Here is a 2,453-nt window from a genome sequence, read left to right on the forward strand (position 1 = left end):
CAGCACCGTCGGGTCGGGCGAGAACCCGGGACCGTGGCTGCGTCCGGCCACCACCGGGTGGGCGGCCCGGGCGGCCTTGGCCCGGTACTGGGCGGCGTCGGCGAGCCGGAACAGCCGGTCGGGGGTGGTGACGGGGCCGATCGAGTCCCCGGTGGAGGCGACGCCGCAGGCCACTCCCTCGCCCTCGGCCAGGGCCAGTGCCCGCGCGCACAGCTCCTCGGCGGCGGCCACCACCTCGTCCGCCTTCTGCCCCTCGACGAGCAGGCAGAACTCGTCGCCGCCGAGCCGGGCGGCGAGGCTGCCGGGGAGCTTGGCGGCGGCCAGCGACAACTGGTGGGCGAACCGTTCCAGCAGCCGGTCGCCGACCTCGTGGCCGAGCTGGTCGTTGACCCGCTTGAGGCCGTTGACGTCGCAGACCACCAGCGAGACCACGGTGTTGTCCCGGTTGTGCGCGGCCAGCGCGCTCTCCAGCCGGGCGTCCACCGCGCGCCGGTTGGCGAGGCCGGTGAGCGGGTCGGAGAAGGCGAGCCTGCGCAGGTCGGCGAGGCGTTCGGTCTGGGCGAGTCCGGCCGAGATCTGGGCGGCCAGCAGGGTCGCGTAGTCGGCGTCGGCCTCGGTGAAGGCGGGCATCCCGGTGGTGCGGGCGAGATAGAGCTCGCCCCAGGCCTGCCCGTGCAGCACGATCGGCGCGACCACGCAGCAGGCCCGGCCGCGCCGGCGCAGCGCGGCGGCGCGCTCCTGGCAGTACGCGCCCGCGGTCGGGTGCGCGTGCCCGGCGTGCGGCTGGCTGCTGTCGGCGCTCTGCACCCAGGCGCGCGGCAGCCGGCCGGTGGTCCAGCGCTCCTCCAGGTAGGTGACGATCTCGGGGAAGTCGGCCACCGGGTAGGACTCGTCCTCGGGCAGTTCCTCCTCGCCGGGGGCGAGCTCGCCGTGGTTGACCAGGACCCGCAGCCGGCCGGACTCGCGGTCCCAGACCGAGACGGCGGCCATCGTCGCGCCGAGCGCCTCGGTCGCGCGGGCGGCGGCGGCCCTGACGGCCTCCAGCGGGGTGAGCGCGCCGGCCATGTCCTGGGCGAGTTCGACCACGGCCTTCAGCCGCGCGTCGGTGGCCGGACCGCCCCCGGGGGCCTCCCCGGGCTCGGGGACGACGGGCGGCTGCTGGGTCCGGCCGCGGTCCGTCATGATCGCCTCACTGCTCACCGGCTCGCCTCGCTCCCTGTGCTCGGTCCTCTGGCGGTCGCCCGGACGCCGGCGCGGGCCCGCCGTTCGCCGCCCTCGCCCACCACCGTTCCCGCCCGTCCGACAGCGCCGCCCCCGCGACCGGTCGCACCGAGGCGCCTGCACCAAGACTATGGCGGTTTCGGTCGGTTATGCCCGGTTTTCGGCTTCGCACCCGCACGACCGCGTGACGGTCCGCCGTCCGGCGTGTCGCGGTGCGTCACCGCGACCGCCTCCGCACGGCCGCGCGCTACGCGCCGCGCGTCCGCCGGGACAGCAGCCACGGCTCGACCAGCCCGAGCCCGCGCACCGGCCGGCGCCACATCGGCTGCAGGTTGAAGCGGTGGCCGGCGTCCGGTCCCGGCACCGGGCCGACCGGCGGCAGTCCGGCCGCCGCCGACAGCGCCTCGGCCAGCCCCGGGCCGTCCAGGTCGGGCGGCGCGACACTGCCGTTCTGCTCCAGCGCGGCCGCGAACTCGCCGTCGATCAGCACCGCGTCCTTGGGCGCGATCGAGGTGAGCCGGCTGGCCAGGTTGACCGTGGTGCCGAACACGTCGCCCATCCGCGAGGTGACCGTGCCGAAGGCCATGCCGACCCGCAGCGCGGGGATGGTGTCGTCCTCGGCCAGCGCCTCGATCAGGCTGAGCGCGATCCCGGCGGCGGTCACCGGGTCCTCGGAGACGAAGAGGATCTCGTCGCCGAGCGTCTTGATCACCCGGCCGCCCTGGCCGGCGATGAGGTCGGAGCAGGTGTTCTCGAAGGTCTCGACCAGCTCGCCGAGCTCCTCCTCCTCCAGCCGCCGTGACAGCCGGGTGAAGCCGACCAGGTCGGCGAAGCCGACGGCGAGCCGGCCGCTGGTGATCTCGTTGTCCTCGGCGGCCTGCACCACCCGGCCGGTGACGGCGGCCAGCTGCCGCCGCCAGACGTACACCAGGAACTGCTCCAGCTCCGGCAGCAGCAGCTCGACCAGCGGGTACGCGACGTCGGCGCGGGTCAGGCCGGGCTCGACGGCCTGGGTGAGGTTCTCCAGGAAGGTGTCCATCTGCCAGCCCGCCAGCCGGGCCGTGGTCTGGCCGGTGGACCGGGCCACCTGGATCGCCATCGACTCGCTCAGCAGGCCCGACTCGACCAGGCCGGCCAGCCGGCGCAGCGCGATCACGTCGCCGTCGGTCAGCGCCCGGGACTGCCCGATGTCCGGGAAGCCCATCGCCCGCCAGAAGCGGGTGGCCAGCTCC

The 2,453-nt window shown here is 75.5% G+C and carries 2 protein-coding genes; both read right to left on the reverse strand.

The features are described from left to right. Positions 1-1,065: GGDEF domain-containing protein (locus ABD308_RS08680; RefSeq protein ID WP_344330245.1), on the reverse strand; the 1,065-nt coding region annotated here is incomplete at its 3' end. A gap of 403 nt (positions 1,066-1,468) precedes the next feature. After that, positions 1,469-2,453: adenylate/guanylate cyclase domain-containing protein (locus tag ABD308_RS08685; protein ID WP_344330239.1), on the reverse strand; the 985-nt coding region annotated here is incomplete at its 5' end.

The sequence above is a fragment of the Kitasatospora putterlickiae genome (assembly GCF_039527695.1).
GTDB lineage: Bacteria > Actinomycetota > Actinomycetes > Streptomycetales > Streptomycetaceae > Kitasatospora > Kitasatospora putterlickiae.